Source organism: Rhodococcus wratislaviensis (assembly GCF_041228765.1).
Lineage (GTDB): Bacteria > Actinomycetota > Actinomycetes > Mycobacteriales > Mycobacteriaceae > Rhodococcus_F > Rhodococcus_F wratislaviensis.
Genome location: NZ_CP150488.1, coordinates 1296356 through 1322488, shown reverse-complemented (window position 1 = coordinate 1322488; position 26133 = coordinate 1296356). Strand labels below are relative to the sequence as shown.

The following is a 26133-nucleotide window of genomic DNA, read 5'->3' as shown; positions in this document are numbered from 1 at the left end:
TGAGTGTTGGGAGTTCAAGTATGGGTCCGTTGGCGGGGATCAGTGTGGTCGAGTTTGCGGGCATCGGACCGACGCCCTTCGTCGCTCTGTTGCTCAGCGACTTGGGAGCTGATGTGATCACCATCGACCGGGTACCTTCCGCGGACGGCGGTACACCAGACGACTTGGTCCGAATGACCACCGGGGGGCTCGGCCGGGGGCGCCGCTCCGTGGCCGTCGACCTCAAGTCCCCCGGTGGCATCGACACGGTGCTCGAACTGCTGAAGAACGCGGACGGACTGATCGAGGGGTACCGGCCTGGAGTGATGGAACGCCTGGGCTTGGGCCCGGAGGTGTGCCTGGCGCAGAATCCGCGCCTCGTCTTCGGGAGAATGACTGGATGGGGCCAGGACGGCGCCCTGGCCCAACGTGCCGGTCACGACCTGAACTACATTGCGGTCGCCGGCGTGCTCCACCACATCGGCGACCGTGATCAGGCGCCCACGGTGCCGTTGAACCTCATCGGCGACTTCGGCGGTGGAGGCCTGCTCCTCGCATTCGGTATGGTCGCAGCGATGCTCGAAGCGAGGAACTCGGGGCGGGGCCAGGTGGTGGATGCGTCGATGGCCGAGGGCTCGGCGCTGCTGATGACAATGATGTACGAGCTGTCCGGGCGTGGCATGTGGGACCACGACAGGGAGTCGAACATGAACGACGGCGGCGCCCACTTCTACAGCGTGTACGCCACATCCGACGACAAGTATGTGGCGGTGGCCGCCATGGAACCGAAGTTCTATGCAAACCTGATCTCGGCGCTCGGGCTCGACGGCCGCGATCTGCCCGATCAATGGGACCGCAGTCAGTGGCCGGCGCTACGCGAAGTGTTCGCAGAGGTCTTCCGGACGCGGACCCGCGACGCGTGGACGGCCCTGCTGGAGGACACCGACTCGTGTGTCACTCCGGTCCTGTCCATGCTGGAAGCGCCCAGTCATCGTCACAACGTGTCGCGGAATGCGTTCATCACGGTTGACGACATCACCCAGCCGGCCCCGGCTCCCCGATTCAGTCGCACGCCCACACAGGTGCGGCGCGGCGTGGCGGAACCTGGACAACACTCTGTGGAAGTGCTCCGCGAAGCGGGTATCGATGAAGCAAGGATCGACGCACTGCTCGCTTCCGGCTCGATCGCGTCAACGGCTCAGGAGGTAAAGGCATGAACCCGGATCGATTCTTGAGGACGTTCGATGTCCTCGACGCACTCGCCGATGCACCTGACGGGTTGCGGCTCACCGAGATCAGCCAGGCGGTCGGTGCGCCGGTCAGCAGCACCCACAACCTGCTGCAGACGATGCTCGCATCCGAAATTATCGCGGCCACCGACGATCTCCGCTACACGGTCGGCCCGCGAGCTGTTCGAATCGGTATCAAGATCATGAATTCGCTCGAAGTACGCACGCTCGGACGGCGTCATCTCGAACGTCTTGCCAAGACGTTGGGCAACGACGTGTACCTGGCGGTGCGGGTCGGCGACCGGATCGTGTACGTGGATCGATTTCGCGGGACGCAGCCCGTGTCGGTCAACATCCGGATCGGTGATTCCCTGGCGCTGCATGCGACCGCGGTCGGAAAACTGTATGCCGCATATGAGGACGACTTGCGCGCACGGGTGCTTGCGCGTCCCCAACGTCGATTGACATCCACGACGATCACCGAACCGGAATTACTGGAAGCCGAGTTCGATCGGATCCGGCAGCGTGGACTCTCTGTCAGCCGCGAGGAGGGCTATCCGGGAATCTTTGGAATCGCCGTTCCGGTTCGCGACGCTGCGGGGACGATGGCGGCTGCGATCCACGTGTCTGCACTCAGCGCAGGCCTCGACACCGACCGGGAAGACGAGCTGATCGAGCAGACCCAGCGGACCGCTGCGGACATCCAAGACGATCTCGGCGTCCACGATCTCGCCGAGCTGGTTTCGCCTGATGCTGCCGCCCCCGGAAGCGGGCCTGCCAGTGCAACTGCCACGAAGTCTGCTGCAAAAGCGGCGCGGCGTTGAAACATGCGGGCACCCAAGGACACCGACATTCCGGAGGCACATCGAATAGACCCGCAGATGCGTCGACAGCTGGCGACGCTGCGTGATTCTCTCGGACCACGCGGTTTCCTGAGCGTTGCCGACCTGAAGGAAAGGCGTCGGCTGTACGACCGGCTGGGCATGAGCGTCACGGCCCCAACCGAGCAGCCGGAAGTCGTCCGGAGCGACGTCGTTCTGGATTCGGGTTCGACGGTTCGGGCGCGGATCTACCAACCTGCCGAAGACCGCTGCGAGGGCGGACTGCTCTACATCCATGGCGGCGGAATGGTCATGGGCAGCATCGAGGCCGAGGACGCATATGCGGCACGACTCGCCTCGGGCACCGGGGCCACCACGATCTCCATCGATTACCGGTTGGCCCCGGAGCACCCCTACCCGGCTGCAATCGACGATTGCACGGCAGCACTGACCTGGTTGATGGGTTCGGGCCACACACTGGGGATCGACCCGGACAGAGTTGCCGTCTACGGCGTCAGCGGCGGTGGAGGGCTCGCAGCGGCGCTCGCCCTCCGTTGGCGCCACCGCAGGGACCCGCCCATCGCGCTACTCGCACTGGCGGCGCCCATGCTCGACGACCGCACCGGCGAGCAAGGCACTCAGCCGGCGCTCGGCGTCTGGGACAGTGAACACAACATCGAAGCGTGGCGTCATATCCTCGGTGATACGGCTGGAGGGACCGAGGTCCCCGCCGACGCCGCCGCGTCGCGCGCAACGGATCTGACAGGCATGCCGCCGACCTTCCTCGACGTCGGCTCGCTCGATCTCTTTCTCCCCGAAAACCTGCGGTTCGCACAGGGATTGGCGACAGCAGGGGTATCCCTCGAGCTGCACGTCCACCCCGGCGCGTACCACGGTTTCGACCAGTTGGCTCCCGGGGCGGAGCGCACCCGTCAGGCATGGGCGCGACGAATCGAGGCGCTGCGCCGCGCCCTTCGGCGCGATCCGACCTTGCCCTGACATCGCACCACACCCGCCCGCCTCTTTCTCTTGTCAGGTGGGTGGACGAGCGATACCATCACAATTACCAAAACTGGAAAACCATTTCGAAAGTAGGAAATCTTGAAGGTCCAGCGAATTGCCGTGATCGGCGCAGGGCCCGCCGGGCTGAGTGCAGCCAAACACCTCATCGGGCGGGGCTTCGACGTCACCGTCTACGAGAAGGGGTCCGAGGTCGGTGGGCTGTGGGTATATGAGAACGACAACGGGATCGGCGCGGCATATCAGTCGCTGCGGATCAATTCCGAAGCGAGAGACACCGGTTACCGCGACTTTCCGATACCCGCGGAGGCATCCCTTTTCCCCACTCACTATGAGATGAGGGCTTACTTCAACGCCTATGCTGACCACTTCGGTTTGCGGTCGCACATCGTTTTCAACACGGCGGTCGACAGCGTCGAGCCCGCAGCAGAAGCACCCGGCACCCCGCGCTGGACGCTGAAACTGAACGATGGCACGGAATCCGAATTCGACCGTGTGGTGGTAGCGAACGGACACCAGTCGATCCCGAGCCACCCCCCGTTCGCAGCCGACTTCACAGGCGATTACCTGCATTCACGTGACTACCGGGTCCCGGATCGGTTCGCCGGGAAGAAGGTCCTCGTGGTCGGGACCGGAAACAGCGGCCTGGACATCGCTGCGGATGTCTGCATTGTGACGGACCGGACGGTGCTGGCCGCCCGGTCTCCCGTTCTGATCATGCCTCGGATGATGTTCGGTGCTCCGTTGTCGCGTTTTCTGGCGAAGGTGGAGCGCCCCTGGCTACCTTGGCCGCTGGCACGCCGGGTCAGAGAACTCGTCACGCTGGTCGCGCACGGGCGGATGGAGCAATGGGGCTTCACGACACCGAAAACACGGACGCACCCGGCGAGTCACCCCACCGTGATGTCCCATATCGCTTGGAACCGAATCGCCGTCCGTCCCGGAACACGCAGCGCTGAAGGGACTACCGTTCGATTCGACGATGGAACGGAAGAGGATTTCGACGCCGTGATCGCCGCGACCGGATACCAGTTCGACATCCCGTTCCTCAGTAGCGATGTGTCGCCGATCAACGGAGGACGCATCGACCTGTACCGAAGGGCCGTGTCCCCACGCTGGCCTGGCCTCTACTTCGTCGGTCTGTTCGATGTCAGCGGCGGCGCCAATATCCGGATGATCGACATCCAGAGTCGTTGGCTCGCCGCTGTCCTCGCCGGAGACGTCGATCTTCCCGACGAGGCCGCCATGCGGCGGGCGATCGCGGAAGAACACGAGCAGATGGCTCGGCTGTATCCGTCCGGGCGGCGATACGGACTCGAACTGGACCCCCGTGAGTACGGTCTCGCCGTTCGTGAAGACCTCGCGAAAGCGAAGGAGAAGGCCGCGGCATCGTCGGCTCCGATCCCGCAACCCGTGCCGGCGGAAGCGATCGGCCGGTAGGAACCAGATGAGCCACCCCGTAGTAGCCGTCAATCACGTGAGCGTGCCAGCTCGTGAACTGGGTGAATCAGTGCGCTTCTATAAAGACTTTCTGCATCTCGAGCAGGTCCCGTCCCCCACATTCGCAGTTCCGACCGCGTGGTTCTTGATCGGTGACAGGACCCTTCATGTATACGAGTACGGGGGGACGACGGACGCAAGCTACATTCATCACTTTGCGCTGGAGGTACGCGATTTCATGGGTTTGTACGACCACGCGACGAACCTGGGAATCAAAGAAGAAGGATTTCTCGGCACGATATACGAGCTTCCCGATGGTGGGGTCCAGATGTATGTGCGAGATCCGGCGGACAACCTCATTGAATTGGTTTGCCGTGACCGGTCGACCGTGGAGCGTGGCCGAATTCCCGAGTACAAAGTACTTGCCGACACCATCCCACAAGAACCAGCGTCAGATGGCGCGAGCATATTCAATTACCACTTGCAATGAATGACACGCATTACCTGGCGGTCCCGTCGTCCGATCCAATTGTCGAGAGTCTCGTCTCACGCAGGCGACGCAGTTGGAATCCGCCGACCGATCGGCAAACTGTGGTCTCTCTCGAGACGTTCTGAACGAAAGGGTCAACCGATGCAGGTCTTCAAAGCTCTCGCCCAAGGGCTGATCGACCATGGGGTCGAGACATTGTTCGGTCTGATGGGCGACGGCAACCTCTACATGGCGAACCACTACTCCTCGATCCCTGGAGCCACATACATCGCATCGGCGCACGAAGCCGGCGCCGTGTTGATGGCCAACGGCTACGCCAGCGTTTCAGGAGAGGTCGGCGTGGCTACCGTCACCCACGGTCCAGGATTGGCCAACGCCCTTCCGCCGTTGATCGACAGCGTGCGGAGCCGCATGCCGATTGTGTTGATCTGCGGTGACACCGCAGACGGTGACCGAAACACTCTGCAAGACATCGCGCAAAGAGAACTGGTTCTTCCGACAGGCGCCGGTTTCGAACAGGTACAGCGCCCCGAGACCGCTGTTCAGAATTTACGCGAGGCCTTGCGGCGAGCCACCGCAGAACGCAGACCAATAGTACTCAACGTACCGGCGGACTACATGTGGAAAGAGGTTGACTACCAACATGATCCGCTGAAGCCTGCGGACCGGAACACCACACTGGACCCTGACGAGATGGACCAAGCGGTCGGCATTGTTGCTGCCGCCGAGCGACCGATTGTCCTGGCCGGCCGCGGAGCGGCGACGCCGAGCGCTCGGGCAGCCATCCGCCGGCTTGCCGAGCGACTCGGCGCGCCGGTGGCAACCACCTTGCGAGGAAAGTCGCTATTCTTGACGGACCCAGGGGCTCTGGGAGTATTCGGCACACTCTCCACCTCCGCCGCTCTGGACCAGATCGGCAAGAGCGATTGCGTCATCGCGTTCGGTGCGAGCCTGAATTCCTGGACCACGGATTCAGGCGCCCTCCTGAGCGGCAAGCGAGTCGTGCATTGCGATACCGATCCACAGGCGATCGCGCGACACATCGATGTCGATGCTGCTGTGCTGGGCGACGCTGCGACGATCGCGCACGCGATCATCGGGTACCTCGATGAGGCGGAGGTCCCTACCCGCCGGTTTCGGGAAGACTGGATCGAGAAGTCTGCCGATGTCGAGGACTACTGCATCCCAACGTCTCCCGCTTCTCTCGAGGGGAGTATCCCATTCCACGAGACCGTGCGAGCAATCGACCGATTGATACCCGAGGACCGAGTGGTCGTAGTTGATGCCGGTCGCTTCATGTTTGCAGGGTATAAGCTGCTACACGTTCCCGACCCCCATTCACTGGTGCATACCTGCAACTTCGGTGCCATCGGCCTGGGCATGGGGAACGCGATTGGAGCCGCGCTCGCCGCGCAGGGCCGGCCCGTATTCCTCGTCTGCGGAGACGGCGGCTTCATGCTCGGTGGAATCACTGAATTCGTCAGTGCCGTACAGAACGGGATCGACTTGATTGTCATGGTTCTGAACGACTCGTCGTACGGTGCCGAGCACATTCAGTTTCGTAACCGGGACATGGATCCCTCCCGGACACTGTTCCAGTGGCCGGATCTCTCGGCGCTTGCAATTGCCCTCGGGGGCGAGGGCGTCACAATGCGAGTTCCGGACGATCTCACAACGGTGGAGAAAGCAATTGTCAATCGCACACGACCGCTCCTGATCGAGGTCAAGCTCGACCCCGACGACGTGCCCACCGAGTGATGGGTGAACGCCGGTCGATGCTCGACACATTGCGAGTGTCCTACCGAAGTACATTGCGCTGCTGATGCTCTGGGAGCAGGACGCCCGCGCGGACGTGACCTGCAGCTCCCTGTCGCGGCTCACCGAATCGCTCCACAGCTCCAACACCCCTACAGGAGAGAAGTAACCATGAAGATCGTCTACACCGCCGAAGCCCTCGCCACCGGAGAAGGACGCAAGGGCCACGCCCGCACGTCCGACGGCCGGCTCGACCTGAACCTCGCGATCCCCACGGAGATGGGTGGGTCCGGCGACGGCACCAACCCCGAGCAGCTGTTCGCCGCCGGATACGCGGCGTGCTTCCACTCCGCACTCCAGCTGATCGGCCGTCAGGCGAAGGCGAACGTCGCCGACTCGGCCGTCGGCGCCCGCGTCGGCATCGGCGCCACGGGCGGCGGCGACTTCGGTCTCGCCGTCACCCTCGAGGTCTCCCTCCCCCACCTGCCCCGCGCCGAGGCGCTCGAACTGACCGAGAAGGCACACCAGGTGTGCCCCTACTCCAACGCCACCCGCGGCAACATCGACGTCACCCTCGAGGTCACCGAAGACTGAGAAACTCGCGCGCTTCGGCGTGCCGACGTTTACCACCGGGGCCATCTCGGGCCCTCCTTGCGTGGAGTACTGCGCCGCGCATGGTCATGAGTGGTGAGTTCGTCTCTCGGGGTCAGGGTTCTGCTGGTGTGTGTGTTCGACGAGCCAGGTGGCGATCTGTGTTCGCGAGGTGTAGCCGAGTTTGGACAGGATGTTTTCGACGTGGCCCTGTGCGGTCCGCTGCGAAATGACTAGTTTTGCGGCGATCGCCCTGTTGGTCAGTCCCTCGGCGACGAGCTCGGCGACTTGTCGTTCACGTCGGCTCAGGGTGTCGGCTTCGGGAGACCTCTTCGCGGGTACGGGTTGTTCATCGAAGGCGTACCTGACCGCCTCGTCGACGCTGAACGCGCTGCCGTGCTGGTACTTCTCTTCGAACTGTCGGCTACCGAGTCCGTGGCGTGCCTGTTGTTCGCAGTCGCTGTGGTAGCTCAAACCGGCGAGATAGTTGGCCATCGTTCCGCCGACGTCCCGCCAGATTGCGGCGGCGGCTCCGAGAAGTACTGCGGCACAGCCGGGGTTGTGGTCGGCTTCGATCCATGCCAGGACTTCCAGGCTGCAGCCGATGCCAAACGAGTCGTCAGCACGAGTCGACAGTCGGAATCCCTCCTCGATGACCGCTCGCGCCATGCTGGGATCGCCATCGCACCACCACGCCCAGGCCCCAATCATCGCGGACCGTCCGCAGTACACGACGTCGCCGAGCGTCCCGGCTAGGGCCAGCATCTCCTCGTGGCGGGCACGCGCCTCCGACGCGTCGCCGAGCGACATGTAGGCAACGCCTTCGCCCAACAGGCTCCCGACGTGAAAGAAGACGGCACCCTCCTCAGTTTCCTCTGCAGCGCCGATCGACTCCTCGAAATGTGCCACGGCGGATACGGAGTCTCCGTTGTAGAGAGCGAACAATCCTTGGACGAATCCCCGGAGCGCACGCATCGAGGTGTCGCCGGGGCGGTCCTCTCGGGAATCGGCGCGGGCCAGCAGGCCCGCACCTTCCGCCACGTCTCCCTGCACTCCCGCCAGGACACTGACCAGATACTGGGCTTTGGCCAGATCCGCGCCGGATTCGTCGTCCGCGGCGGCGAGGACCCGGTCGAGCCACATCCGACCCTCCCGGAGGTATCCGCGGGAGAACCAGAACGGGAACAACCCGACCGTCATGCGCAGTGCGGCGTCGGCACCGCCCGATTCGGATAGGCAGAATTGCAGGGCAGCACGAAGATTCGGCTGTTCCCTTTCGAGACGACGGAGCCAGTGCAGCTGACGAGGACTGATGCTGTCGGTAGCGGCACGCATGATCAGCTCCTGGTACCAGTCCTGAAAGCGTCTGCGCAGATTGGGGTATTCGTCCATGGGCTGCAGTTTTTCCTGGCCATACTCCTTCAAGATATCCAACATTCGGTACCGGACCACGTCGCCGGCCTCTTCACGGATGAGGATTGATTTGTCGACGAGTGCGGCCACGACGTCGAGGAGATCGCCGCCCCGATCACCGTCGCCGCAGATAGCTTCGGCGGCGTCGAGTTCGAAGCTGCAGGCGAACACCGTCAACCGCGCCCACAGACGCTGCTCCTGCGGGGTGCACAGCTCGTAGCTCCAGTCGATGGACCACCGCAATGTCTTCTGCCGGGCGGGTGCGGCACGGCTGCCGCCGGTGAGCAGGCGGTATCGATCGGTCAAGCGGTCGTGGATCTGCTGCACGGACATGACTCGCAGCCGAGCTGCGGCCAATTCGATGGGCAATGGCAAACCGTCCAGGCGAGCGCAGATCTGCGCGACCGCCATCTGGTTCTCGTCGGTGAGTTCGAACGTGGGAACGGCGGCGACGGCCCGTTGCAGAAACAACGCCACCGATTCGTAGCTGGGCAACCCGCGAGGCGACGACACATGGTCTGGGTTGGGGGTCTGCATCGGCGGAACTCGCGTCACCGCTTCCCCCCTGACCCTCAGCGGCTCCCGGCTAGTCGCCAGGATGCGCACCCCCGGGCAGGTCCGCAACACCGTGTCCGCCAGTGCCGCCACCGCCTCGAGCAGGTGCTCACAGTTATCGAGCACCAGCAACACATCCTTGTCGGCGAGGTAGTCGGTCAGCAGGACCAATGGTGCTTCCACCGTTTGATTCCTCAGGCCGAGGACGTCCGAGACGACACCGGTCACCAGTTCCGGATCGGACAGCTCACTGAGCTCGATCAGCCACACCCCGTCGGTGAACGCCCGCTGCGATTCGGTGGCGACTCGCAGCGCGAGCCGGGTCTTCCCGACGCCCCCGATCCCGGTCAACGTCACCAGACGGGACCCGGACAGCATCTTCTTCGCCTCGGCCACCTCCTGGCGGCGGCCGACGAAACTGGTCAGCTCCACCGGTAGGTTGGTCCGGCCTCGGCCCCGGCCCGGTATCGAATGACGCGAGCGATGGGATTCGTCGTTCATGGATCCTTCACTGACCTCGGTGGGCACTGGAACGTCGTCAGCCCGGGGAACGCGACGACGCGTGGAGACCCGGAGCTATTCGCCGAAACCGGACGTGGCGGTCCTGCGGGCTGCGGGCTGCGGGCAATGCTTTGCGCCGACAACTCGCTGACGTCGCTGGGACGTAGTAGGTACAAACGCTACGCCCTCAGTCGGTCAGACGACGAGCGTGATGCGGCGCCCCAGATGGCGGTCGTACTCGTGGTGAGCAGCCTCGATCTCCGAAAACGTGAACGTCGTCGACTCGGGCAGGGTGAGCTCACCGTCGGTGACGAGTTCGGCGAGCGCGTGCAGCATCGCGCCGGACTCATGAGTGATCACCAGCGTCGCGTTGTCCGTCGACACGCTGTGAGGCGGGCTTCCCGGGACAACGGTCACGTAGTGCCCTCCGGGCCGTAACGCGGCGGACAGATCGATTCCGGCGGTGTCGATCACTCCGTCGACGCGGGAGACCGGCAGTGAGCCGATATGTACTTCCTCGGCGACACCGGTCGGCAACCATTCCACCTGCTCGGCCCGCCGGACCAATGCGTGCGCGCGGTGCCCGCGGAGATGGAGAAGCTGCAGTGCGATACGTCCGACCGCGCCGGCGGCGCCGGAGACGAGCACGTCGGATCCCTGAGTCAACTGCAGAGCATCCACGGCCTGCAGCGCTGTCAAGCCGGGTAGGGGCAACTGGGCAAGGAGGGCCGGGTCGACGTCTTCAGGGGCATGGGCAAGGGACGTTTCCGGGATGCAGACGAACTCCGACCATGTCCCGTTTCCGGTGACGGCCGACGTCGAGGCACCAATTACCCGAGCGCCGGGCAGAAATCGCTCAGCATTCGGGCCCGTCGCCTTGACGGTGCCCACCAGGTCGTACCCGAGCGTGAACGGCGCACTTCCCTGAGGTGTGATCACCCCGCTCCGAATTTTCACGTCCGCGGGATTGATCGCCGATGCTTCGAGGGCGATGAGTACTTCACCCTCGCCCGGACTGGGGACTGGAACATCACGCACCTGGAGCACCTCGATGTATCCAGGAGACTCGAACTGAACAGCGAACATGGTTCATACCTTTCGTGTGTGAGACGACGACTATCTCGGGCTGTGGCGGAGCGATCGACACGTCTCGGTTTTCGTTTGTGTGTGGGACGGTGCGGTGCCCGGACGAGGAGAGAACGCACGGCTGGCCGCGCAAGCCGCGGGCGACCGGGGTGGCTCGCAGTGAGCCACCCGGTCGCCGGCGGCAGAACGTGGGCAGGTGCACACGTTCCGACTACGGTCGGCTATCGAAGCGACCGCAAGCCCACGCGAATCTCTTCCGCCAGGAGCTGTGGCTGTTCCCAGGCCGCGAAGTGCCCGCCCTTGTCGAGCTTGTTGTAGTGGACGAGGTTGGGATACGCCTTCTCTGTCCAACTGCGCGGTGCCTGATAGAGCTCGTCGGGAAAGACGCTCACGGCAACCGGGATGGAGACGCCCCTCGTGGCGAGGAACGCCGGCGACGTGAGTTCCCAGTAGAGGCGAGCTGCAGACACCGCGGTGTTCGTCAGCCAGAACAGCGTGATGTTGTCGAGGACGTCGTCTCGCGTCAGGCCTTCGGGCTCTCCGGCGAAGGCCCGGGAGATCAGCTCCAAACTCTTCGCGTCGTGATCGAGCATGAACGTTGCCAGTCCGACGGGGGAATCCGCCAATCCGGTCAGTGTCTGTGGGCGCGACCCCATCTCCACGGCGTAGCCGATGTGCTGGTAGAAGAATGCCAGCTGGTCGCAGGCGGCCTTTTCGTCGTCGGAGAGATCGGACGGCAGTGGGTTGCCGGTGCGGAGCGCCTGGTCGATCTCGGGTGGAACCACGGAAGCCATGTTGGTGTGAATGCCGACCAGTTCCGGCGGCGCCTGTAGAGCCATCAGTTCCGTGACGATCGCACCCCAGTCGCCGCCTTGGGCCGCGTACCGCGTGTATCCGAGGCGCTTCATCAGCTCGACCCAGGCTCGTGCGATGCGGTCGAGGCCCCAACCGGTGGTGGTCGGTTTGCCCGAGAACCCGTAGCCGGGCCCCGACGGAATCACCAGGTGGAAAGCATCCGATGCGTCACCACCATGAGCGGTGGGATCGGTCAGCGGTTCGATGATCTTCAGCTGCTCGATGATCGATCCGGGCCACCCGTGCGTGACGATGAGCGGCAACGCATCCTCGTGCTTCGAGCGAACGTGAATGAAGTGAATGTCGAGCCCATCGATCTCTGTGATGAATTGCGGCAGAGCGTTCAGCTTCGCCTCGACCTTGCGCCAGTCATAATCTGACGCCCAGTACTGCGCGAGTGCCTGACTCGTCGCGAGTTGCACCCCCTGCGAGTGATCGGCGACGGTCTCCTTATCGGGCCAACGTGTGGCCGCGATGCGCTGGCGCAGAGCCTCGAGTTCGGCCTCAGGGAACTCGACCGTGAACGGCCGGATCGCGATCTCGGATGTGACAGACATGTGGGGTTCCTTGCTGTGTTGACTGGTGGTCGAGAATGGCTATTGGGTGGATTGGTGCCTCTGGCTCATCGAGTCTGTGTTCACACACGCGGTGAACAGATCAGAGGACGAGGTAGCGATGAGCGGAGAAAAGATCATCGTGGCGGGACCCCAGGCTGTCGCGGTGGCACTCACGTGCAATCACCCGGGCCCCGAGACGATATGCGACCTCTGGCGTTGCGGGGGCGTTAGGTGGGCAGCTCCGTCCCGGCCTGCTCGGCGACCATGTAGGCGGCGTACCAGTCGGGCCAGTTCTCGTCGTACTGTCCGCCGGTGCGCTTCTCGTGTTCACCGTGGGCGATGGCCGCGCGGAAGAGCGCATCCTTTAGGCCGCGGTGGGAGCTGAATACTGTTGCGGCGGCGTCGATGCGACCGGGCAGCCGGGTGGTGACCTCCTGCAGCTTCCAGGTGTTGCCGTCGGGATCCTGGAAGGTGGCGTACGAGTTGTAGGTGGAATGGTCGGGGTCCGGTCCGGGGAGCGCGCCGTGCGCGGTGTAGTGGAAGATGTCGCTGACATCGATTCCGGCGGCGGTCAGCTGTCGGTGGGCGGCGCCGATGTCGGAGACGATCAGGAAGGCTACGGCGGAGCCGGGTGCGGCGGTGGTCAGGCCGGTGCCGAAGTGGATCGAGGTGTCGGCGCCCGTCGGGGTGAACTGGACGACGCCGGAGCCGGGCGGTGTGAAGTCGTGTCGCCAGCCGAGTTTCGTGTAGAACTCGGTGGCACGGTCCATGTCGGAGACGGGAAGGACGAGCACCTCGAGTTTCATGTCGACGGTCGTGACCGTCGCGGTGGTGGTCGCCTCGGTGGTGCGGGTTTCGGTCATGCTCATGACTCCTTCTGGGGGATTTCTCTGGTGGGTGGTGACTGTGAGGTAGGAGATGGGGGAGTACTGACGTTCGTCGGCTCCCCTGGGGCGATCGTCGGTGCGACTGCCTACGTTGGGGTGCTGGTGGGGTGTGGGTTGTTTCGGTGGAGGTGTGTGCTGTTCATGCCGATAAGACTCGCAATTGCGCGGCGCGTGGGACGGCGGTGATCTACGTGCTTCACTACCCGCATTTCCTACGCAGGTATGTCCCCGGTGTGCACAAGCCAACGGACGGAACGGTCGGTATAGCGTGCGACTACGCCCTCCGCGGGAGAAGGCTGACCGGTTGGTTCGGTAGGGCACTGCGGCAGGCGGCATCAACCGATCAGAGACCGGACCGCGCCACGGGAATCAGACCAGGTGTCACTACAGAGCGGGGAGCACTGTCCGAACTACGACTTTCGGGAGTCGATGCTCTCTTCGCGGGCAATCCAGGCGGCAAGCTGCGCGCGGGTTCGATGCCCGGTCTTCGTGAGGATACGGTCTACGTGTCCTTCTGCGGTACGGGGCGAGATGACCAACCTTTCCGCGATCTCCTTGTTGGTGAGTCCCTCCGCCACCAGCTTTCCCACTTCCTTCTCGCGAGGTGTGAGCTTCACCTTCGCTGCTGGAGTGGCCGGCGTCGGCGGCTTGGACGTGCGCTTGTGCAACGCGAATTCGATCGACGCGAGGTGTTCGAGGCCTTCACCTGCCCGAGATTCCTTCTCGAACGCAGTGTCCCCCAGCAGCTGGCGGGCGCGTTGTTCGTATCGAGTCCGTGTCCGGACCAACGTTTCGCTTCCGAAGAGCGGAGAGCTCCCCATTTCGCTGCACAGCGTCCGCCCGATCCCCAGCAGACGTGCGGATCGAACAGGGTTTCCTTCCTCGATCGCGATCCACGCGAGAATCTCAGTGCATACGGACACGCCCAACCAGTCGCTCAATGACTGCTTCAGTTCGATCGCTTCTTTCAACGAGTCCGATGCGCGCGCGAACTCGCGCTGGGTCCACAGGGCAAGTCCACGCGACCACAGCGCCCAGGACGTCGCAAATCGCTCCCCCAGCGACTTGCCCAGGGCGATGGTTTCGTCCGCCGAGGCAATGGATTGTTCCAAGTTTCCGGACAGGCAGTGCACGAAGGCCAGTTGAGCGCCACCCAGCAATGTCAGGGAATTGACATCACCCGACTCGGCGTGATGTTTCATGGCGGCATTGAGAAGCTCCAACGCTATGTCGAGATTTCCGTCGATCTCCTCTACCGTGCCCCGGAACTGAAGCGCAAACGCCTGGGCGGTTCGATCACCGATCGATTCCGCAACGGCGCTGCATTCCAGCAAGTATCGCTTGGCGGTGGCGTTGTCGCCTTGAATCATTGCGTACCAGCCGATCACCCAGAGCGCTTTCGCCCTCTCGCTACTCGGATCCTGGTCGGCCTCCAAGGCTCGGGACAGCCAGTACCGCCCGTCTCGCAGCAGGCCACTCGCGTTCCAGAAGAACCACAGCGAACCCGCCATCCGGAGACCCGTTCGGGCCTCCCCGGGCGTGGATAGGCAGTATTCGAGCGCCGAGCGCAGATTCGCCCGCTCGTGCCGCAGTCGACGGTTCCATTCCAGCTGGCCTGATGCATGGGACTGGCTCTCGCTGCGTTCGGACAAATGCAGGAAATAGTCTCGATGCTTTCTGCGACACGTGTCCTCGTCGCCTTGCTCGGCAAGTCTCTCGACCGCGTAGTCCTTGATGCTTTCCAGCAGTTTGTATCGAACTGTCGATCCGGATTGGACGGTGGAAACGACCGATTTTTCGACCAGAGTGGAGATTATCTCGAGAGCGTCCGGAACAGTTTTCGGATCAGTGCACACGCTCTCGACGGCGTCGAAATCGAAACCGCCTGCGAAGACGGACAGCCGGGCCCACAGGGCTTGTTCTTCCGGCGAGCACAGATCGAAGCTCCAATCGATGGCGCCACGCAGCGTTTGATGCCGTACCGGTCCGCCACGGTTTCCTCGCGTCAACAGATCGAACAATGCGCCCTCCCGCGACAGGACGCGGTCGAGCGGAATGGACCTGATCCGGACAGCTGCGAGTTCGATGGCCAGAGGGATGCCGTCCAGCCGCCGGCAAAGACGGGCAACCCCCAGGCGGCTCTCGTCGTCGAGGGTGTATCCGGGGACGACGGATGCAGCGCGTTGCTCGAAAAGATCGACCGCCTCGGAATGAAAACCTTTGCCTTCTCGTCCCTCAGCAAGCTGAGAATCGTCCAGAACCGACAAGGGAGGTACCTCGAACACGGCCTCACCCAGCACACCGAGAGGTTCCCGACTTGTTGCGAGGATCTGCACGCGGTCCGCCCGGCGAACAATCTCGGCGGCGACGCTTCCACATGCCTCGATCAAGTGCTCGCAGTTGTCCAGGACAATGAGCGCATGTCTTCCACCGAGGAATTCGAATAGGTAGTGAGTACCGCCGGGATCCAATCCGTCCCGAATGTCGAGCGCCTCGGTAATCGCGCTGACGACAAGGTCAGGACTGGAAATCGCGGCGAGATCGACAAACCAGACGCCGTCGGCGTAAGTTCTGCGCACTTCCGAGGCGACGCGGCATGCCAGCCGGGTTTTCCCTACCCCACCAAATCCGGTGAGCGTCACTATCCGAGAATCCGACAGACGCGCCTTGACGGCGGCTACTTCATGTCGGCGTCCGACGAAACTTGTCACTTCGCGAAAGAACTCGTGTGCATGGGAGACGAGTTGGTGACCCGCAGCCATCGCGTTCTCCTCTGGTTGCTCGTCTCCTGGTTCGGCGTGCAGTGCCATCTCGTCGACGGGAAAACCATGGAGGCGTTGAGATGCTCGGAGTTGCTGACCGAGTTCCGTGGCGGAGGGGCGGCTCGCCGGGGTGCCGGACATGGCACGTTCGATGATCGTGCTGACGTCCTCGGGGACACCGTGCTTGCGTGGGTCCGGACCAGGCTCGGCGGCGATCCTCAGGAACTGGGCAACCACCTGCTCCCCGCTGCGGCGTTCGAAGGCAGCGTGACCGGTCATCGCAGCGAACAGCGTGGCACCGAGGCCGTACACGTCGGCAGCAGCACTCGGGGGTTCGCCGGTCACCACCTCGGGGGCGGTGAACGCCGGCGAACCCGTCACGACGCCGGCGGTGGTTTCGAACCCGCCGGCGATTCGGGCTATGCCGAAATCTGACAGTGCCGGCTCGCCGTAGTCGGTGAGCAGGATGTTCCCGGGCTTGACGTCGCGGTGCAGGATCCCGAGGCGGTGGGCGGTCTCGAGGGCACCGGCCATTTTCACCCCGAGTCGCAGCGCTTCGTCGAGCGGGAGCGGTCCGTGGCGGCGTATCCGCGTGTCGAGTGAGTCCTGGGCGTGATACGGCATGACGATGTATGGCCGACCGTTATCGGTGACACCCACATGGAGCACATTGACCACATTGGGGTGTCCGGTCAGCCTGCCCGCCGCGCGCTGCTCGCGGATGAAGCGTTCCCGGTTCTGCTCGTCGAGGTCGGCGGTGAGGACCTTGATTGCCACGGTGCGATCGAGCGCCGCCTGGGTGCAGCGGTAGACGACGCCGAAACCACCGCGGCCGATCTCTCGAGCGTCCTCGAATCCGGCAGCCGCCAGCTCCGCCGTGAGCGAACCCGACGCGTCGCGTTGCGTCGCGAAGGGATCGATGTCAGTCATCGACTACATCGATTCTTACGGCCCGAGCCACTGTCGAAGGAAATACACCACTGCTGGCCTCTCGAGGATGTACCAAGGATATCGCCGACTACGCCCACTCGGGGCGGGGTTCTCTCGGGATTCCCTTCAAGGGGCGACGAAGCCTCCGACTCCGCGGAACGCCGACTGCATCACCACCCGCAAAGTTTGTGTTACGCACAACTAAACACCCGCCCACTTGTTCCCGGGGCCTCGCGCTCTCGTGCGCGTCCGGCGGGGGTCACTCGGGCGAAACTTTTCCTGCCCGAAGCGAGTAGCCCCGCACGTCGGCGGGTACCCGGCATCCACGCTGCCCCGGGCTCGACGGCCCCGAGTGGCAGCCAGGCCCCCTGACCGGTCCCCCTCGGCTGGGAGGCCGTCCGCCGCTCGTGGCCGGGGACGCCCCCCTCTTCCTCGGCCGCGGGCGGCTCCTCGTGCGCCTGCACGTGGTGCGGTCACGACGGGCGGCGATGTGCCGGCGGATGGGGCGAGTGCCGTCCGAAGCACGTGTAACAACCTCGCCGACAACAGAAGTGGAACATTCCGGCACTACCGGATACGGTCCGGGGCGTCAGATTTTCGCCGGACTCCAGTCGGGCGCCTCGACGAGGGCGACCTGCTTCAGGAGGTTCGCCGCCCGGCCGACGCCTTCGAGGGAATTGACGAGTGCGTCCTCGTGCTCGATGTTGAGGGTGCCGTCGTATCCGACCGCGCGAAGGTTGTAGACGAAATCCGCCCAGAACGTGGCGCCGTCCGGGTGGCCGAGACCGAGGGTGACGTAGTTCCAGGCCCGCCCCAGCGGATCGGTCAGGGGCCCGGTGTCGAGGAGTCCGTCGCGCTGCGCGGTCCAGGCGTTGATGCGAATGTCCTTCGCGTGCACGTGGAAGATCGACGTTCCGAGGGCGCGAATGACGGTGGGGATGTCGGCGCCCATCCACATCAGGTGGGACGGGTCCAGGTTCGCGCCCACCACGTCGGCGCCCGCGCTCTCGATCAGCCGGAGCATCGCCGAAGCGCTGTGCACGAGTTGGCCTCCGCACGCTTCGACGGCGAGCTTGACGTTGTGGTCCCGGGCGAAGGCGGCGAGTTCCTTCCAGTAGGGGATTGCGACCTCGTTCCACTGGTAGGCGAGGACGTCGAGGTTCTCCGGCGGCCACGCCGTGGTGATCCAGTTGGGGTTCGTGTCACCCTTCGCGCCCGGCAGTCCGGACATGAGGACGACGGTCGGGACGTCGAGTGCGCTCGCGAGTTCGACGGTCTTGCGGATGACGGCGTCGTGCGCCTTTCCCGAGACCGGATGCAGTTGGTTGCCGTTGGCGTTCAGGGCGCTCAGTGTCAGACCCCGGGTGGAGATCTTCTCGGCGAACTCGGCGCGGGCGTCCGCGGACGAGACGAGTGCGTCGAGGTCGGCGTGCGGCGCCTCCGACCAGTTTCCCGTTGCGACCTCGACCGAGTTCAAGCCGTGTTCCTGCGCGAGGTCGAGTGCTGTCTCGAAGGGCAGATGGCTGACCGAGTCGGTGATCAGTCCTATTTCCATGCCTGTTCTCCCTCACACTCGGCGTCCTACAACTAGTACGTTCTAGTCCTCCTATTTGTCAAGACATTCTCAGCTGTGACTGTGCAGTGGTGTTCCCGCGAGAGCGAGGTGTGCCTCGCCGAGCGCTTCGGCCTGGGTGGGGTGCGCGTGCACGAGGGTGGCGACCTCGTCGGGGTAGGCACCCCAGTTGACGATCAGTTGGGCCTCGCCGATCAGTTCGCCCACGCGTTCCCCGACCATGTGGATACCGACGACCGGTCCCTCCGTCGCTCCGGCCCGCACCAGTTTGACGCCGCCGCCGGTTCCGAGGATCTGACTCTTGCCGTTGCCTGCGAGGTCGTAGACGACGGTGGCGACGTCTCCGTGCCGTTCGCGGGCCTGGTCTTCGGTGAGCCCGACCGACGCGACCTCGGGGTTGGAGTACGTCACCCGGGGGATGCCGCTGTCCTCGATCGAGGTCGGGCTCAGGCCTGCGATTGTTTCCGCGACGAAGATGCCCTGCTGGAAGCCGCGATGCGCGAGTTGTGGTCCGGCGACGATGTCACCGACCGCGTACACGTCCGGCTGTGAGGTGCGCAGCGAGTCGTCGACCGTGACGAAACCGCGGGAGTCGAGTGCGACGGAGTTCTCGGTGAGTCCGATGCCTGCGGTCCGGGGTCCGCGGCCGACCGCGACGAGGAGCAGGTCCGCCTCCATCGTGTCGCCCGACTCCACGGTGACGCTGACCGTGCTCTCGTCCTGGACCGCTTTCGCGAATCGGGTGCCGGTCATGATGGTGATGCCGCGTTTGCGGAGGGCCCGGGTTAGTTGCTTCGAGGACCACTCGTCCTCGGCGGCGACGAGCCGGGGCAGCGCTTCGACGATCGTGACGGCCGCGCCCAACGATGCCCAGATACTGGCGAACTCGACCCCGATCACGCCGCCGCCGAGTACGACGACGCGCTTCGGGAGCTCGGGAAACGTCAGTGCTTCGTCGCTCGTGAGGATTCGGCCGCCGATCTCGAGTCCGGGCAGGCTCCGGACCTGCGACCCGGTCGCCAGGACCAGCGAGGCGCCGGTGATCGTGCGGTCGCCCACGTGGACGGTGCGGCCCCCGCCGTAGCGGCCGGTGCCGTGCACCACCTCGATCTTGTGGCTGCGAACCAGCCCCTGCAGACCCTTGTAGAGGCGTTCGACCGTCGCGTTCTTGTAGGCGTGGACACCACCGAGGTCGATCCCGTCCAGCGTCGCACCGATCCCGAGGGCCGACGCGTGCGTGACGGTGTCGGCGACCTCCGCGGCGTGCACGAGCGCCTTGGTGGGGATGCACCCTCGGTGCAGGCAGGTGCCGCCGACCTTGTCCTCTTCGATCAGGGTGACGGTCTTGCCCAGTTGCGCGGCGCGGAAGGCACAGGCGTACCCGCCGGATCCACCGCCGAGAATCAGAACGTCCGGTTGGTCGGACATGGGAGAACTCCCTCGGTCGGGCACGCCATGGGACGTGCAGCAAAGGTCGAGTGGACTGGTTTCAGCTCAGTGCGATCAGGGTCAACGGGTCCGACAGGATCTGCCCGATGGCCGCGAGGAATTTCGATCCCTGCTCGCCGTCGACCAATCGATGGTCGAACGACAGGCTCAGCGTGGTGACCGACCGCAACGCGATCTCTCCCTGGTATTCCCACGGCTGCCTGCGGATCGCCCCGAAGCACAGGATCGCCGCCTCGCCGGGGTTGAGGATGGGTGTGCCCGCGTCGATACCGAAGACACCGACATTGGTGATCGTGATCGTGCCGTCGGCCAGATCGGCGGGCCCGGTCTTGCCCTCCTTCGCCGTGGTCGTCAGGTCCGACAGGGCGATCGCGAGGTTGCGCAGACCGAGGGTGTGGGCGTTCTTGATATTCGGCACCATCAGCCCGCGCGGGGTTGCGGCCGCGATGCCGAGATTCACGGAGCGTTTGAGGACGATCTCCTGGGCGTCCTCGTCCCAGGACGAATTCAGGGTCGGGTTGGTGCGCAGCGCCACGAGTAACGCCTTGGCCACCAACGTCAGTGGGGTCAGCCGCACGTCGGTGAAGTGTTTCGTTTCGCGCAGCTGATCCAGTAGTTCGAGCGTCGGGGTGACGTCCACCGTGACGAACTCGGTGACGTGCGGGGCGGTGAATGCGCTCCGGACCATCGCTGCGGCAGTGTGTTTGCGGACGCCCTTGATCGGGATGCGTTCCTCGTCGGCGTCCGGCGGGACGGCAACCGGCGACGTCGTCACCGGGGTTGCGGTGCGGTGGCGCTCGAGGTCGTCCCTGGTGACTTCACCGTGCACCCCGGTTGCGTCCACTTCGGTGAGGTCGACTCCGTGTTGTTTCGCGGCGAAGCGCACTGGCGGAGAGGCCAACGGCCGCAACGGAGCCGGGGCAGCTGTGATCCCGGTTTCCGCCACCGGACGCCGCTGCCGGCGTCGGCTGGACGAGTCCTCGGCCACGCCGTAGCCGACCAGGACCGGCGTCCGCTCGGCGGGGGCTGCGGGCGCGCTCGGCTCGGGTGCGTTCGCCGGGTCCTCGCCGGCGACGGCGACGTCGATGAACGGGCTGCCGACGTCGACGGTCGTCCCTTCCTCGGCGCGCAACGCGACGACCGTTCCGGCGTAGGGCGAGGGCAACTCCACGGAGGCCTTCGCCGTCTCGACCTCGGCGATGATCTGGTTGAGCGTCACGGTGTCGCCGACCTTCACCAGCCAGGTCAGCAGTTCGGCGTCGGTGAGGCCCTCGCCGAGGTCGGGCAGCAGGAACGTCTTGACAGTGGGCATGGGAAACTCCTGGTCCTACGCGGTGAAGGTGCGGTCGACGGCGTCGAGGATGCGGTCGACGTCCGGCAGGAAATGCTCTTCGAGTTTCGCCGGCGGATACGGGACGGTGAAGCCGCCGACGCGGGCCACCGGTGCTTCTAGGTGATAGAAGCAGCGCTCGCTGATGCGGGCAGCGATTTCGGCACCGATCCCGAGGAACACGGGTGCCTCGTGCGTGACGACCAGGCGTCCGGTGCGCTGCACGGACGCGGCCACGGTGTCGACGTCGAGCGGGGAGAGCGACCGCAGATCGATCACCTCGATCGACCGACCCTCGCCCGCGGCGACTTTCGCGGCCTGGAGCGCCGTCGTCACGAGCGGTCCGTACGCGACGACGGTGGCGTCGGTGCCCGGGGCGACCACCCGGGCCTTGTGCAGGGGGCTCGCCTCGGCAGCCGGGTCGATCTGCCCCTTTTCCCAGTAGCGGCGCTTGGGTTCGAAGAACAGCACCGGATCATCGGATGCGATGGCCTGCTGAATCATTGTCTGCGCATCGGCGGCATTGCTGCAGGTCACCACGCGAAGACCCGCGGTCGCGGCGGAATACCCCTCCGGCGACTCGGAGTGATGCTCGATCGCGCCGATGCCGCCGCCGTACGGGACGCGGATGGTGATCGGCATCTTCACGTTGCCGCTCGTGCGGTAGTGCAGTTTGGCGACCTGCGAGACGATCTGGTCGAAGCCGGGGTAGATGAACCCGTCGAACTGGATCTCGCACACCGGCCGGTATCCGCGCATCGCGAGACCGACTGCGGTGCCGATGATCCCGGATTCAGCGAGCGGGGTGTCGATGACACGGTTGGGACCGAAGTCCTTCTGCAGTCCATCGGTGATGCGGAAGACGCCGCCGAGTTTGCCGATGTCCTCTCCCATGAGCACGACCTTCGGGTCGTTCTCGAGGGCGCGGCGCAGGCCGGCGTTCAGCGCCTTGCCGAGCGGGAGCGTGGTCGGGACGGCCGCGGAGATCGCTGTGCTCATGCGTCGGTTCCTTCGAAACTGTCGAGGTAGGCGGCAAACTGGCGCCGCTCTTCGTCGACGAGGGGATGGGGTTCGGCGTACACGTTGTCGAACAAGGACATCGGCTCGGGTTCGACGGTCTCGAGGCAGCCGCGGCGCAACGCCGCTGCGGTGTCGTCGGCGCGCTGCTGCACGGCGGCGAGGTAGTCGTCGTCGATCGCGCCTGCCGAGTCGAGAAGGGCGCGGATGCGGTCGAGGGGATCCTTGCGTTTCCATTCCTCGTCGAGCGCGGCCGGCCGGTACCGGGACGGGTCGTCGGACGTGGTGTGCGGGCCCATCCGGTAGGTGACCGCCTCGATCAGGGTGGGTCCGCTGCCTTCCCGTGCCCGTTCGAGCGCGGCCCGGGTCACGGCGATCACGGCGAGGACGTCGTTGCCGTCGACCCGCACGCTGGGAACACCGAAGCCCCGGCCCCGCGCGGCGATACTCACCCGCGATTGCAGACTGACCGGTTCGGAGATCGCCCACTGGTTGTTCTGGCAGAAGAACACCACGGGCGCGTTGAAGCTCGCGGCGAACCCGAAGGCCTCGGAGATATCGCCCTGACTGGTGGCGCCGTCGCCGAAGTAGGTGATCGCGGCGCCGTCGGAGCCGTCGAACTGCATGCCCATCGCATACCCGGTGGCGTGCAGCGCCTGCGCGCCGACGATGATCGCGGGGGTCGTCATGTTGTATTCGAACGGGTTCCAACCCGAGTGCGTCGACCCTCGCCAGAACCTGAGCATGTGGGTGGGATCGACGTCGCGGCAGTACGCGACGCCGTGTTCGCGGTAGCTGGCGAAGACGAAGTCGTCCGGAGCGAGGGCGCGCGCCGACCCGACCTGCGCCGCTTCCTGCCCCAGCAGCGGAGCCCACAGACCCAGTTCGCCCTGACGCTGCAGCGCGGTCGCCTCCGCGTCGATCCGCCGCACCACGACCAGATCTTCGTACAGCGCGCGCACCGCCGGTATGTCGACATCGTCGAGGTACCGGGAGTAGTCCGGATGATCCACTCGCGCACCGGCTTCGGTGACCAGCTGCACTACATCGTCATTGTCGAACACGAAAACCTCCGAAAGAGATGTCACGGGAGAGCCGGCCGCCCGCGGGTGACCGCTTCGGTCAGAATGTTGCATTCACACAATCATCAGGATTCATCATGCGCAAGTGGTGTCTACCAAAATGAGCAGAATGCTCAACTATCGAGCTACGAACTCTGGAATACTGCGCTACATGACGAAACTCGATCGGACCGACGCCCGACTGCTGCTCGCCCTGTGCGACGCGCCTCGCGCCACCGGGGTGCAATTGGCGTCCCTACTGGGAATGGCACGGAATACCGTGCAAGCAAGGATGTCTCGCTGGGAAGAGCACCGCGTGCTCGCACCCGTCGACCGCTGCGTGTCACCCCGCGACCTGGGATACCCCCTGCAGGCGTTCGTCACCGCGGTGGTCGACCAGCATCGCCTCGAGGATGTCATCGAACACCTGCGGGACATCGCCGAGGTCGTGGAGGTCGTCGGCATCTCCGGTGCGGCGGACCTGCACATCGGCGTGGTCGCAGTCGATGCAGACGATCTGTACCGGGTCGCCGGTCTCATCCTCGCCGTGCCCGGGATCGAGCGCACCACGGTGTCCGTCGCGATGCGCGACGCCATCCCGTACCGAACCCGTCCACTACTGGAGCGGATCGCCGAGGAGCAATGACGAAGGCGCGGCCCACAGTTGGGCCGCGCCTTCGCGAGTTCACCGGCTCGCGGCGACAACACTCCCGCTGATGTCTTCGTCGCTGCGAGTGGGACTTACCCGCGATCTGAGCACGAGAACCAGCACCACGGCGACGAGCATGACCGCCCCGACGACCCACAGGCCTGCGCGTGAGTTCCCGGTGGCGTCGAACAGCCACCCCGTGACGTACGGGGCGCCGAAACCGCTCATGTTGCCCACGGAGTTGACGACGGCGATACCTGCGGCGGCACCCGCGCCGGTCAGGAACGTGCTGGGCAGGTACCAGAACACCGGCAGGGCGCAGAACACACCGACCGCATTGACGGTGACCGCGATCATCGTCGTGAGCGGCGACTGCATGTACAGGGCCACCGGAATGGAGACGGCTCCGATCAGGGTGGGGACGGCGACGTGCCAGATCCGCTCACCGGTCCGGTCGGAGTGCCTGCTCCACAACACCATTGCGACGGCACCGACCGCGAACGGGACCGCAACGATCAACCCGGTGGTGAACAGCGAGAAGTCGGTGTCGAACGTCTTCTTGAAACCGACGACGATGCTGGGCAGGAAGAAGCTGAGCGAGTACAACCCGTAGGTGATTCCGAAGTAGACGAGCCCCAGCATCCACACGCGCGAATCTGTCAGCGCCCGGCGCACCGACCCGCTGATATGGGAACCGGATTCGGATGCCTCGGATTCGAGTTCGCGAGTGAGCCACACCTTTTCGTCCTCGTCCAACCATGTGGCCTGCGAGGGCCGGTCCGTCAGGTAGAACCAGGTGACCACCGCGAGCACGACGGCGGGGATCCCTTCGAGCAGGAACATGACACGCCAGCCGGACAATCCGAACAGCCCGTCCCAGTATTGAATGATGGCGCTCGACAGCGGGGCTCCGAGCGCCGACGAGACGGGGAGCGCGAGAAGGAACAGACCCATCAGCCGGACCCGATAGGCACGGGGAAACCACAGCGTGAGGTACAGCAGGACGCCGGGAAAGAATCCCGCCTCGGCGATACCGAGCAGCATCCGCAGCGTGTACAGCGAGCCGGCATTGGGCACGAAGGCCATCGCCGCCGCGATGATTCCCCACGTGAGCATGATCCGGGCGATCCACCGGCGTGCCCCGAACCTGTGCAGCGCGAGATTGCTCGGCACCTCGAACAGGAGATACCCGATGAAGAAGAGCCCGGAGGCCAGACCGAACATGGTCTCGGTGAGCCCGAGTTCCTCGCTCATGGTCAGCTTCGCCAGCCCGATATTCGTGCGGTCGAGGTAGTTGACGAAGTAGGCCAGGCCGAGGAACGGAATCAGCCGCCGAGCGACCTTCCGGACCACCCTCGCCTCGATCTCGGGTTTCTGCAGTACAGACGACATGAATGACTCGGCTTCCTGAAGAGTGGGCGCCCGACCGGGCAATGTGATGCAGACCACTGTATGAGCCGGATCGCGTGGAAACCATGGAGAAATCACCCACACCGCGACAGGATCAATGGAGAGAATCACCGCCTTCGGCGACCAGGGTGTGCATCACGCCGTCGAGGCGTCGGAGTCGCCGCGTCCGACGAGCCCGTGCAGGAGTGAGTCGACGAGGAGCTCGGGTAGCTCCGGGTCGAGAGGTTCGCGGGTGAGCACGACCTTGAAGTGCATTGGGGCGACCAGCATTTCGATGGCGAGTCGGACATCGGTGGTCTCGGGCAGCTCACCCCGTCCGATTGCTCGCTTCACGATCTCACTCGACCGCGCGAAGCGCGTCTCCCAGTACCGGTTGCGCGCCTCGGTGGCGGCGGGGTCGTCGCCGGAGGCAGCCAGTGCCCTGTCGAAGGCAGAGCCGACCGGGCTGGTCAGGTAAGTCACGAGCCGACCGGCGTAGGCGATCAGATCGTTGCGAAGCGATCCGGTGTCGGGCACCTGGCCCCATTCTTCTGCTTCCTCGAGCAGCGCCTCGATCATCAGGTTCTCGCGCGTGCCCCACCGACGGTAGATGGATGTCTCGTGCACGCCCGCCCGGGACGCGACATCCGCGACCGCCATGCCCTCCATGCCGTGCTCGTGCAGCGCGTCGAGAGCGGCATCGAGGACTGCGCGGCGGACTCGAGCGGAACGGCCACCGGGTCGACGCTGGGCTCCTTGATCACTCATGACCCCACCTTAACGCAAGACCCTTG

20 protein-coding genes are annotated in these 26133 nt (G+C 64.7%); 8 read left to right on the top strand and 12 right to left on the bottom strand.

What is annotated here, in order from left to right:
* Positions 1–20 precede the first annotated feature (20 nt).
* From WKC72_RS05885 to WKC72_RS05855, 7 genes are all read left to right on the top strand, one after another.
* Positions 21–1196, top strand: coding sequence for a CaiB/BaiF CoA-transferase family protein (locus tag WKC72_RS05885; protein WP_037242928.1), 1176 nt, complete (start codon positions 21–23; stop codon positions 1194–1196).
* Positions 1193–2032 carry an IclR family transcriptional regulator gene (locus WKC72_RS05880; protein ID WP_037242930.1) on the top strand — a complete coding sequence of 280 codons (840 nt, stop codon included), beginning with the start codon at positions 1193–1195 and terminating at the stop codon, positions 2030–2032. The genes WKC72_RS05885 and WKC72_RS05880 overlap by 4 nt, the downstream gene beginning before the upstream one ends.
* 57 nt (positions 2033–2089) lie before the next feature.
* On the top strand, positions 2090–3028 hold the full coding sequence (locus WKC72_RS05875; protein ID WP_037243287.1) for an alpha/beta hydrolase fold domain-containing protein: 939 nt from the start codon (positions 2090–2092) through the stop codon (positions 3026–3028).
* Positions 3029–3130: 102 nt separating this feature from the next.
* Positions 3131–4489: an NAD(P)/FAD-dependent oxidoreductase gene (locus WKC72_RS05870; protein WP_158461289.1), complete on the top strand. Its 1359-nt coding sequence runs from the start codon at positions 3131–3133 to the stop codon at positions 4487–4489.
* Between the two features lie 7 nt (positions 4490–4496).
* Positions 4497–4979 carry a VOC family protein gene (locus tag WKC72_RS05865; protein ID WP_037242934.1) on the top strand — a complete coding sequence of 161 codons (483 nt, stop codon included), beginning with the start codon at positions 4497–4499 and terminating at the stop codon, positions 4977–4979.
* 141 nt (positions 4980–5120) lie between these two features.
* Positions 5121–6737: a thiamine pyrophosphate-binding protein gene (locus WKC72_RS05860; protein WP_037242936.1), complete on the top strand. Its 1617-nt coding sequence runs from the start codon at positions 5121–5123 to the stop codon at positions 6735–6737.
* Between the two features lie 168 nt (positions 6738–6905).
* Positions 6906–7328 carry an organic hydroperoxide resistance protein gene (locus WKC72_RS05855; RefSeq protein WP_037242938.1) on the top strand — a complete coding sequence of 141 codons (423 nt, stop codon included), beginning with the start codon at positions 6906–6908 and terminating at the stop codon, positions 7326–7328.
* Between the two features lie 84 nt (positions 7329–7412).
* On the opposite strand, the gene WKC72_RS05850 is transcribed toward WKC72_RS05855, so the two are convergent.
* The 10 genes from WKC72_RS05850 to pdhA all read right to left on the bottom strand — a co-directional run bounded on the left by WKC72_RS05850 (position 7413) and on the right by pdhA (position 23304).
* A complete protein-coding gene (locus WKC72_RS05850) occupies positions 7413–9794 on the bottom strand; it encodes a LuxR C-terminal-related transcriptional regulator (protein ID WP_370182020.1) in 2382 nt (793 codons plus the stop codon).
* Positions 9795–9989: 195 nt separating this feature from the next.
* A complete protein-coding gene (locus WKC72_RS05845; RefSeq protein ID WP_052033722.1) occupies positions 9990–10880 on the bottom strand; it encodes an NADP-dependent oxidoreductase in 891 nt (296 codons plus the stop codon).
* A 221-nt stretch (positions 10881–11101) separates the two neighbouring features.
* The gene (locus tag WKC72_RS05840; protein WP_081792737.1) at positions 11102–12292 is read right to left on the bottom strand and encodes an epoxide hydrolase family protein; all 1191 of its coding nucleotides are present in this window, start codon (positions 12290–12292) and stop codon (positions 11102–11104) included.
* Positions 12293–12519: 227 nt separating this feature from the next.
* Positions 12520–13155 carry a VOC family protein gene (locus tag WKC72_RS05835; RefSeq protein ID WP_235214591.1) on the bottom strand — a complete coding sequence of 212 codons (636 nt, stop codon included), beginning with the start codon at positions 13153–13155 and terminating at the stop codon, positions 12520–12522.
* 434 nt (positions 13156–13589) lie between these two features.
* On the bottom strand, positions 13590–16871 hold the full coding sequence (locus tag WKC72_RS05830; RefSeq protein WP_370182019.1) for a protein kinase: 3282 nt from the start codon (positions 16869–16871) through the stop codon (positions 13590–13592).
* A gap of 589 nt (positions 16872–17460) precedes the next feature.
* On the bottom strand, positions 17461–18426 hold the full coding sequence (locus WKC72_RS05825; RefSeq protein WP_370182018.1) for a sugar phosphate isomerase/epimerase family protein: 966 nt from the start codon (positions 18424–18426) through the stop codon (positions 17461–17463).
* 69 nt (positions 18427–18495) lie between these two features.
* Positions 18496–19872 (bottom strand): dihydrolipoyl dehydrogenase, encoded by a 1377-nt coding sequence (gene lpdA / locus WKC72_RS05820; protein ID WP_037242946.1) that lies wholly within the window; start codon positions 19870–19872, stop codon positions 18496–18498.
* Positions 19873–19933: 61 nt separating this feature from the next.
* Positions 19934–21205, bottom strand: a complete 1272-nt coding sequence (locus WKC72_RS05815) for a dihydrolipoamide acetyltransferase family protein (protein WP_370182017.1) — start codon at positions 21203–21205, stop codon at positions 19934–19936.
* Between the two features lie 15 nt (positions 21206–21220).
* The gene (locus WKC72_RS05810) at positions 21221–22222 is read right to left on the bottom strand and encodes an alpha-ketoacid dehydrogenase subunit beta (RefSeq protein WP_370182016.1); all 1002 of its coding nucleotides are present in this window, start codon (positions 22220–22222) and stop codon (positions 21221–21223) included.
* Positions 22219–23304, bottom strand: coding sequence for a pyruvate dehydrogenase (acetyl-transferring) E1 component subunit alpha (pdhA, locus tag WKC72_RS05805; protein WP_370182015.1), 1086 nt, complete (start codon positions 23302–23304; stop codon positions 22219–22221). The genes WKC72_RS05810 and pdhA overlap by 4 nt, the downstream gene beginning before the upstream one ends.
* A gap of 169 nt (positions 23305–23473) precedes the next feature.
* Between pdhA and WKC72_RS05800 the strand changes: the two genes are divergently transcribed.
* Positions 23474–23947, top strand: coding sequence for an Lrp/AsnC family transcriptional regulator (locus WKC72_RS05800; protein WP_370182014.1), 474 nt, complete (start codon positions 23474–23476; stop codon positions 23945–23947).
* Positions 23948–23986: 39 nt separating this feature from the next.
* Here the strand turns inward: WKC72_RS05800 and WKC72_RS05795 are convergent, their stop codons facing one another.
* Both WKC72_RS05795 and WKC72_RS05790 read right to left on the bottom strand, forming a co-directional pair.
* Complete coding sequence (locus WKC72_RS05795) at positions 23987–25342, bottom strand: MFS transporter (RefSeq protein ID WP_370182013.1); 1356 nt, start codon at positions 25340–25342, stop codon at positions 23987–23989.
* 153 nt (positions 25343–25495) lie between these two features.
* Positions 25496–26107, bottom strand: coding sequence for a TetR/AcrR family transcriptional regulator C-terminal ligand-binding domain-containing protein (locus WKC72_RS05790; RefSeq protein ID WP_370182012.1), 612 nt, complete (start codon positions 26105–26107; stop codon positions 25496–25498).
* Positions 26108–26133 lie beyond the last annotated feature (26 nt).

Bases quoted from the DNA above. Each gene is read 5' to 3' on its own strand.
- lpdA (WP_037242946.1), bottom strand. From the start codon at position 19,872: ATGTCCGACCAACCGGACGTTCTGATTCTCGGCGGTGGATCCGGCGGG.
- WKC72_RS05840 (WP_081792737.1), bottom strand. From the start codon at position 12,292: ATGTCTGTCACATCCGAGATCGCGATCCGGCCGTTCACGGTCGAGTTC.
- WKC72_RS05875 (WP_037243287.1), top strand. From the start codon at position 2,090: ATGCGTCGACAGCTGGCGACGCTGCGTGATTCTCTCGGACCACGCGGT.
- WKC72_RS05845 (WP_052033722.1), bottom strand. From the start codon at position 10,880: ATGTTCGCTGTTCAGTTCGAGTCTCCTGGATACATCGAGGTGCTCCAG.
- WKC72_RS05795 (WP_370182013.1), bottom strand. From the start codon at position 25,342: ATGTCGTCTGTACTGCAGAAACCCGAGATCGAGGCGAGGGTGGTCCGG.
- WKC72_RS05800 (WP_370182014.1), top strand. From the start codon at position 23,474: ATGACGAAACTCGATCGGACCGACGCCCGACTGCTGCTCGCCCTGTGC.
- WKC72_RS05850 (WP_370182020.1), bottom strand. From the start codon at position 9,794: ATGAACGACGAATCCCATCGCTCGCGTCATTCGATACCGGGCCGGGGC.
- WKC72_RS05790 (WP_370182012.1), bottom strand. From the start codon at position 26,107: ATGAGTGATCAAGGAGCCCAGCGTCGACCCGGTGGCCGTTCCGCTCGA.
- WKC72_RS05865 (WP_037242934.1), top strand. From the start codon at position 4,497: ATGAGCCACCCCGTAGTAGCCGTCAATCACGTGAGCGTGCCAGCTCGT.
- WKC72_RS05830 (WP_370182019.1), bottom strand. From the start codon at position 16,871: ATGACTGACATCGATCCCTTCGCGACGCAACGCGACGCGTCGGGTTCG.
- WKC72_RS05815 (WP_370182017.1), bottom strand. From the start codon at position 21,205: ATGCCCACTGTCAAGACGTTCCTGCTGCCCGACCTCGGCGAGGGCCTC.
- WKC72_RS05835 (WP_235214591.1), bottom strand. From the start codon at position 13,155: ATGACCGAAACCCGCACCACCGAGGCGACCACCACCGCGACGGTCACG.
- WKC72_RS05860 (WP_037242936.1), top strand. From the start codon at position 5,121: ATGCAGGTCTTCAAAGCTCTCGCCCAAGGGCTGATCGACCATGGGGTC.
- WKC72_RS05825 (WP_370182018.1), bottom strand. From the start codon at position 18,426: ATGGAAATAGGACTGATCACCGACTCGGTCAGCCATCTGCCCTTCGAG.
- WKC72_RS05880 (WP_037242930.1), top strand. From the start codon at position 1,193: ATGAACCCGGATCGATTCTTGAGGACGTTCGATGTCCTCGACGCACTC.
- WKC72_RS05810 (WP_370182016.1), bottom strand. From the start codon at position 22,222: ATGAGCACAGCGATCTCCGCGGCCGTCCCGACCACGCTCCCGCTCGGC.
- WKC72_RS05855 (WP_037242938.1), top strand. From the start codon at position 6,906: ATGAAGATCGTCTACACCGCCGAAGCCCTCGCCACCGGAGAAGGACGC.
- WKC72_RS05885 (WP_037242928.1), top strand. From the start codon at position 21: ATGGGTCCGTTGGCGGGGATCAGTGTGGTCGAGTTTGCGGGCATCGGA.